This window comes from Streptomyces sp. NPDC028711 (assembly GCF_055565415.1).
In genome coordinates this window covers 55,297-62,449 of the sequence record NZ_JBVHUJ010000017.1, presented here as the reverse complement: position 1 = coordinate 62,449, position 7,153 = coordinate 55,297, and the positions used below count along the sequence as shown (strand labels likewise).

5 protein-coding genes are annotated in these 7,153 nt (G+C 74.2%); 1 reads left to right on the top strand and 4 read right to left on the bottom strand.

Annotated elements, in window-relative coordinates; all coding sequences use genetic code 11:
- Positions 1-124 precede the first annotated feature (124 nt).
- A complete protein-coding gene (locus ACZ4VK_RS35175) occupies positions 125-1,729 on the bottom strand; it encodes a serine/threonine-protein kinase (RefSeq protein ID WP_468361553.1) in 1,605 nt (534 codons plus the stop codon).
- Between the two features lie 177 nt (positions 1,730-1,906).
- Here ACZ4VK_RS35175 and ACZ4VK_RS35170 point away from each other — a divergent pair, with 177 nt between their 5' ends.
- Positions 1,907-3,358, top strand: coding sequence for an MFS transporter (locus tag ACZ4VK_RS35170; RefSeq protein WP_468361550.1), 1,452 nt, complete (start codon positions 1,907-1,909; stop codon positions 3,356-3,358).
- Between the two features lie 161 nt (positions 3,359-3,519).
- On the opposite strand, the gene ACZ4VK_RS35165 is transcribed toward ACZ4VK_RS35170, so the two are convergent.
- The 3 genes from ACZ4VK_RS35165 to ACZ4VK_RS35155 are packed head-to-tail and all read right to left on the bottom strand — an operon-like array spanning position 3,520 to position 7,079.
- The gene (locus tag ACZ4VK_RS35165) at positions 3,520-5,535 is read right to left on the bottom strand and encodes a HelD family protein (protein WP_468361546.1); all 2,016 of its coding nucleotides are present in this window, start codon (positions 5,533-5,535) and stop codon (positions 3,520-3,522) included.
- A gap of 48 nt (positions 5,536-5,583) precedes the next feature.
- Positions 5,584-6,306, bottom strand: a complete 723-nt coding sequence (locus tag ACZ4VK_RS35160) for a TetR family transcriptional regulator (RefSeq protein ID WP_468361544.1) — start codon at positions 6,304-6,306, stop codon at positions 5,584-5,586.
- Positions 6,303-7,079, bottom strand: coding sequence for a TetR/AcrR family transcriptional regulator (locus ACZ4VK_RS35155; protein WP_468361541.1), 777 nt, complete (start codon positions 7,077-7,079; stop codon positions 6,303-6,305). Before ACZ4VK_RS35155 ends, ACZ4VK_RS35160 begins: the two co-directional genes overlap by 4 nt.
- Positions 7,080-7,153: the final 74 nt, after the last annotated feature.

Here is a 7,153-nt window from a genome sequence, read left to right as displayed (position 1 = left end):
CCGCACAGGCCGGCCCATCCGGCCCGGAGCCAGCAGCGGAGCGATCAACGCCCACGACTCATCCGTAAGTTCATGTCTACGCACCACGAACGGAGCAACGAGCCACCGACTTTCCGGACACGCCCTAGGGCGCCGACGAGGGCGTCCCCGAGGTCGCGATCGGCTTGCGCAGGTCGTCGCGTATCTCGCTGGTCTCCGCCGCCGCCAGTTCGAGTTCCCTGCTCGGGGTGAACGCGACCGCGACGGTGGTGTTGTCGTCGCCCCAGCCGCACACGGTCTCCTGGTCCACCGTCGTACAGCGGAAGTCGACGTCGGAGCCGGGGACGCGGATCGTGCGCGGCGGATCGGAGACGTACTCGCTGCCCGTCACCGTCATGGCTCTGATCAGGCCGTCCCGGCGCTCCTCCGGCTCCTTGAATCGCCCGTGCGAGCCGTACACCTCCACCGTCCTGAACCCGGGGGACTTCTCGGTGCCGACGTACTCGAAGCTGTGGTGCGTCACGTCTCTCGCGTCGCTGGTGTCCGGTTGCGGCTTCGTGTACGAGAAGGCGTCGTAGTCGAGCTGGTAGGCGCCGCCCACCACCGTGTCGGGCTTGGTGAGCTCGTACACGGCCTTGGGGAAGGAGGAGTCGTCCGGGCCCGCGGAGGCGTAGACGCCGTAGGCGATGCCGCCGAGCACGATCAGGGTCCCGGCCGCCCAGGCGGCGAGCAGCGCGGGGCGCGGCCGCTCCGGCCGTACGGCGTCCGTCTCCTGGCCCTCGGGCGGGCGCTCGGCACGCGGGGCGGCGGCGACGGTCTCCGCACCGGCGATGCCGTCGTCGGCCGGCGGCGCGGCGGGCAACGTCGGCGGGTGCGCGGCCGTCTCCCCGGGCGGGGGCTCCCCAGCCGACGTCGGTGGGTGCGGAGTCGCCATGTCCCCGGCCGGCCGCTCCCGAGCACCGTCCGGTGCGAACAGGTCCAGCAGTTCTCGCGGTGTCGGCCTCCCCGCCGGATCCTTGGCCAGGCAGGCCGCGACCGCCGGGCGCATCCCCTCGGGCACGGCCGACAGGTCCGGCGGCTCGTGCACCGCCCGGTACATCAGCGCCATCGGCGTGCCCTCCCCGAAGGCCGTGCCACCGGCCGCCGCGACAAGCACCGCGCCAAGCGCGAACACATCGGCGGCACCGCCGACTTCGAGCCCCTGAGCCTGCTCGGGAGCCAGGAAGCCGGGCGTACCGAAGGCCGCTCCGGTGGAGGTCAGCCGGGTCGACTCCAGGGCCCGGGCGATGCCGAAGTCGAGCACCCGCGGCCCGTCGTCGGCCATGATGATGTTGCCCGGCTTGAGGTCACGGTGGATCAGGCCGCAGGCGTGGATGGCCTGGAGCGCCTCCGCGAGGGCCGCGCCGAGCTGCCGCAGCGAGGCCTCGTCCATCGGACCCCGCTCGGCGAGCATCCCGGAGAGTGTCGGCCCCGCGATGTAGGCGGTCGCCAGCCAGGGCGCCGCCGCGTCCGGGTCGGCGTCGACGACCTGGGCGGTATGGAAGCCGCCGACCCTGCGGGCGGCCTCGACCTCCGCGCGGAACCGGGCACGGAAATGCGGATCGGCGGCCAGTTCGGGGCGGGCCACCTTGACGGCGACGGTACGTCCGCCCCGGGACCGCGCCCGGTACACCGTCCCCATGCCGCCCGCGCCCAGCTCGCGCTCCACGACGTAATCGCCGATGCGCTCCGGCACGTCCACGCCGTCCACCCCCAAGCCCCTTGCGGGGCACCTCTGTTGGCATGCCGCCGATCAGTATGTCCGACCCTTCCAGACCAGCCCGGCCCAGCGCCTCACCCCACCCCAAGAAGTTCCGTAAAAAATAGTCTGCAACAAAACCTTCTGCTACCGTCTCTCCTGTTGCCCTCATCGAACAGGAGTGACCCCATGTCCGCACTCTCCCCCCGGCTCGCCCTCGGCGTCCTCGCCACCGGCATGCTCATGACGGTCCTCGACGGCAGCATCGTCACCGTCGCCATGCCCGCCATCCAGAGCGACCTCGGCTTCACCCCGGTCGGCCTCAGCTGGGTCGTCAACGCCTACCTGATCGCCTTCGGTTCGCTCCTCCTCCTCGCCGGCCGCCTCGGTGACCTGATCGGCCGCAAGCGGATGTTCCTCGCGGGCACCGGCGTCTTCACCGCCGCCTCCCTCCTCGCCGGCGTCGCCACCTCCCCCGGCGTCCTCATCGCCGCCCGCTTCCTCCAGGGCGTCGGCAGCGCGATGTCCTCGGCAGTCGGCCTCGGCATCCTCGTCACCCTCTTCACCGTGCCCCGCGAACGCGCCCGCGCCATCGCCGTGTTCAGCTTCACCGGCGCCGCCGGCGCCTCCCTCGGCCAGGTCCTCGGCGGTGTCCTCACCGACGCCCTCGCCTGGAACTGGATCTTCTTCATCAACCTGCCCATCGGCATCGCCACCGTCCTCGTCGCCCTCCGCGCCCTCCCCTCCGACCGCGGCCTGGGGATGAGGGCGGGCGCCGACGTCATCGGCGCGGCCCTCGTCACGACCGGTCTCATGGCCGGGATCTACGCGGTCGTCAAGATCGAGGAGTACGGCGCCGGTTCGGCGCACACCCTCGGTCTCGGGGCCCTCGCGCTCGCCCTCCTCGCCGGGTTCCTGCTCCGCCAGGCGAAGGCCGCGAACCCGCTCATGCCGCTGCGGATCCTCCGCTCGCGCAGCGTCTCCGGCGCCAACGCCGTCCAGATGCTGATGGTCGCCGCGCTCTTCTCCTTCCAGATCCTCGTCGCGCTCTACCTGCAGAAGGTCCTCGGCTACGGGGCCGCGGAGACCGGCCTCGCGATGCTGCCCGCGGCCGCGATCATCGGCGCCGTCTCGCTCGGCGTCTCCGCCCGCCTCATCGCCCGCTTCGGCGAGCGGAACGTCCTGCTCACCGGCCTCCTCCTGCTCGTCGGCGTCCTCGGCCTGCTGGCCCGGGTCCCCGTCCACGCCTCGTACGTCACCGACCTGCTCCCCGTGATGCTGCTCGCCGCCGGCTTCGGCCTCGCGCTGCCCGCCCTCACCTCGCTCGCCATGTCGGGCGCCGACGAGGCGGACGCGGGCCTCACCTCCGGCCTCTTCAACACCACCCAGCAGATCGGCATGGCCCTCGGCGTCGCGGTCCTCTCGACCCTGGCCGCCACTCGCACCGAGTCGCTCACGGCGGCGGGCCGGCCGGCCGCCGAGGCCCTGACCGGCGGGTTCCACCTGGCCTTCGGCGTCGGGGCGGGTCTCCTCCTCGTCGCCCTGGCCGTCGCCTTCACCGTCCTGCGCCGCCCGGCCGCACCCCACCACCCGGAAACACCCGCGGTGCGGGAGCCCGCCGAGACCCTCGCCTCCCGCTGAGGCGTACGCCCCCGGAAGCGCTCCTCCTGACGGGGGCGGACGCCACCGCGAGCCCGCGGACCCGGGATGGCCGCCGCGACGGTACGGGGCGGGGCCGCCCCCGGCAGACACGCCCACCGGCACGCACCCCCGGGGCACAGCGGCCACTGGCAGCCGCCCCGTCACCCACCGGACACCGCCGCCGACCCCAAACCCGGCCCCGGTGTCTGCCCGAGCCACTCCGGAAGCTCCTCCGCGTGCACCAGCGTCAGCCGTGACACCGCCCGGGTGAGCACCACGTACAGGCGGTTCGCTCCCCTCGGTTCGGCCGCCACGATCGCGGTCGGTTCGACCACCACGACGTGGTCGAACTCCAGGCCCTTGACGACCGACGCCGGAAGCACGCTCACGCGGTCCGCCGCCCCGCAGCCGCGGACCGCGTCGCCCACGGGACCGGCCAGGGCGTCCGTGGTGATCACGCCCACCGAGCCCTCCGCCGTGAGCGCGGCGCGCACGGCCTCGCGGGTCGCGGCGGTGAGGTCCGTCGTCCGGTGGACCGTCACCTCGCCGTCCGCGCGGACCGACCGCCCCGCCGGTACGTCGGCGCCCAGGTGCGGAAGGAGCCGGTTGGCGAGATCCACGATCGCCGCCGGGACCCGGTAGCCGAGGGTGAGCGGCACCACGGGCGCCTCCGCCTTGCCCAGGTTGGCCAGTTGCTCGGGCCAGGAGCGGGCGGCCCACGGCGTGGTGCCCTGGGCGAGGTCGCCGAGGACGGTGAGCGAGCCGAAGGCGGTGCGCCGGGCGATGGCCCGGCACTGCATGGGCGAGAGGTCCTGGGCCTCGTCGACGACGACATGCCCGTAACTCTCGGGGCGCTCGATCAGTCCGGCGAGCTCGTCGAGGAGGACGAGGTCGGCGGCGGTCCAGCGCGCCGAACGGTACGAGCGCGGCGCCCGGTCCCAGCGGATCGCCGCCCGCTCGGTCTCCGTCAGCGCGGGGTCGGCAGGGTCGGTGAGCACCTCCGCGAGCACCTCCTCGGGGGTGGTCCTCGGCCAGCAGGCGTCGAGGAACGCGGTCACCGCCCGCGCCCGCTCGATCCGCCGCGCCCAGGCCGCGCCCATGGGCCCCGACCGGCGCTCGGCGCGGAGCTGGAGGGCCCGTACGACCCGGGCGCGGACCCGCTCGCGGCCCGTCGCGTAGGGCGGTGCCTCCTCCCGTACGGCCGCGACGATCTCGGCGAGCAGGGCGGCCGGCAGCCGCCAGTGGTACGGGCCGTCGGGGACGGCGAGGTCCTCGGCCGGGGCCGGGTCGACCCTGCCGTACAGCGCGCGGCGCAGCACCTCCGCCATCCGGGCGTCGTGCTTGACCAGGGCCGCCGCCTCGCCGTCCACGGCCCGCACGGGATGGCGGGCGAGCTCCTCGTCGAGGGTGGCCTGGCGGATTCCGGTCTCGCCGAGCGAGGGCAGCACCTCGGAGATGTACGCGAGGAAGGCGCGGTGCGGACCGAGGACGAGGAGGCCGGAGCGGCGGATCCGCTGCGGATGGGTGTAGAGGAGGAACGCGGCCCGGTGCAGGCCGACGGCGGTCTTGCCGGTGCCGGGCGCACCCTGCACGCACAGGGAGGCGGCCGGGTCGGAGCGTACGAGGTCGTCCTGTTCGGGCTGGATGGTGGCGGCGATGTCCCGCATGGGCCCCACCCGGGGGCGCTCGATCTCCCCCGCGAGCAGGGCGCTCGCCGTCACCGCCCCGCCGGCCGTGAGGGGTTCGTCCTCCAGGGCGGTCAGGTCCTCCGACGCGCCCCTGCTGTACGGGGCCCAGCCGAAGCGTCGGCGCCGGACGACGCCCTGCGGGTCGTGGGCGCCCGCCTGGTAGTAGGCGCGGGAGACGGGGGCGCGCCAGTCGACGACGAGCGGCGGGGCGGCGTGGTCCTCGGCGATCCGGCGGCGGCCGATGTGGTGGGTCTGGCCGTCCTCGCGGTCGAGACGCCCGAAGAACAGCGGCCCCGGCGGCTGCTCCCCCATCTCCTTGGCGCGGCTGCGGAGGTGGTACCCGAGGGCTTCGGCGTCGGCGCCGGACGCGGCCACGTCCTCGCCGGTGACGACCTGTCCGGCGACGTCCTCGGTCATCCGGGTCAGGGCGGCGCGGCAGGCGTCGTGGTGGGAGCGTTCGCGGGCGAGCTCAAGGTCCAGTGACGTCATTCCGACAAGCGTAATGGAAAACGTTACTGAGTCACATTTTTTACTTGTCTACGGCTCTCTCCGTGCGCTCGTACGGGAGGTCCCGCCGCGCTCTCCGTACGGAAGCCCCTCCCGCAACCCGCGGAACGCCCTCTCCGCCGCCGCCACCGCGTCCGCCTCCACGGCCTCGACCGGCTCCCCGCCCGCGATCCGGGCCGTGTTCTCCTCCGCGAGGACCCGCAGCACGGTCACGATCTGCCCGGCGGCGAGCCGCGCGACCAGCCGGTCGGCACCCCCGGTCACGTCGGCGGCGAGCGCGTCCGCGAGCGCCTCCTCCGAGCGCACGCGGTACGCGTGGAGGCGGGCGACCAGGGCCGGCGTGCCGTACAGGAGCCGCAGGTACGCCAGGACCGCCGGATGGTCGCAGAGCCCGGTGACCGGGTCACGCCGGGCGAGCCCGTCGAGCAGATGCGCGTACAGCGCGTCGAGCGGCGCGACGCCCTCGCGGCGCCCGGCGGCCACCACGCGGGCCGACTCGTCCTCGTGGTCGGCGAACCGGTGGAGGACCAGGTCCTCCTTGGCGGGGAAGTACCGGAAGAGGGTCGGCTTCGAGACCTCGGCCGCCGCGGCGACCTCCGCGACCGACACCGCGTCGAAGCCGCGCTCCAGGAAGAGGGCGACGGCCGCGTCCGAGAGCGCCTGACGGGTGCGCTCCTTCTTGCGTTCGCGCAGTCCGGGGCGGGCGGCGGGCATCGGCGTACCGGAGTCCGCGCCGACACGGTCCGGCGTCATGAGGCACGCCCTTCCACCAGGACCGCGATCCCGTCGAGCGTCCGGGCGAGGCCGAAGCGGAACTCGGCCTCGGGCTCGTCGGCGACGTCGAGCACGCCCGAGTCGAGGAGTCGCGCCACCTCCGGGTACCGCTCCGGGTCGGCGAGCCGCCGCAGGGTCCTGCCGTAACGGGCGAGGACCTCCTCGGGGCTCGCGTCGCCGGCGGCGATCACGGCCGCGAGGTCGGCCATGACCAGGGCGTCGTTCCGGACGAAGCCGCCGAGCAGCAGGGTCACCGAGATCTTGCCGCCCGCGTCGAGGCCGGTGCCTTCGAGGGCGACGAGGGCCTTCTCCCACCAGGCGACCAGGTTCGGGGTCGCGGGCGGTCCCGAGACGGGGAGCCGCAGCATCCAGAGGTTGCGGTGGTAGACCTCGCGCAGCGCCCACGCCCAGGACTCCAGGGCCTCGCGCCAGCCGGTGCCGGGCGGGAAGAGCGCGGGCGGGGCGCCGGTCGCGGCCTCCTGCATCAGGACGTACAGCTCGCTCTTGGCGGAGACGTACCGGTAGAGCGACATCGGGGAGACGCCGAGCTCCTTGGCGACCCGCCCCATGGAGACGGCGCCGAGCCCCTCGGCCGAGGCGAGGGAGACGGCCGCGCCGACGATCCGGTCCAGGGTCAGGCCGGGCTTGGGGCCCTTCGAGGGGCGTTCCCGCAGGCCCCAGGCCGCCTCGATGCTCGGCGGCAGGAAGGACCCGCCGTCGCCGCGGCCCGTGCCGCCCTCGCCGTCCGCCATAACCCGCCGCCTCCCGGCCACCTCGCACGCTTGACGCCCATCCTAGTAATGCGTAACCCTTACACAGTAACGCG

Excerpts from the sequence above, each read along its gene's own strand:
- ACZ4VK_RS35170 (WP_468361550.1), top strand. The coding sequence starts at position 1,907 with ATGTCCGCACTCTCCCCCCGGCTCGCCCTCGGCGTCCTCGCCACCGGC.
- ACZ4VK_RS35165 (WP_468361546.1), bottom strand. The coding sequence starts at position 5,535 with ATGACGTCACTGGACCTTGAGCTCGCCCGCGAACGCTCCCACCACGAC.
- ACZ4VK_RS35160 (WP_468361544.1), bottom strand. The coding sequence starts at position 6,306 with ATGACGCCGGACCGTGTCGGCGCGGACTCCGGTACGCCGATGCCCGCC.
- ACZ4VK_RS35155 (WP_468361541.1), bottom strand. The coding sequence starts at position 7,079 with ATGGCGGACGGCGAGGGCGGCACGGGCCGCGGCGACGGCGGGTCCTTC.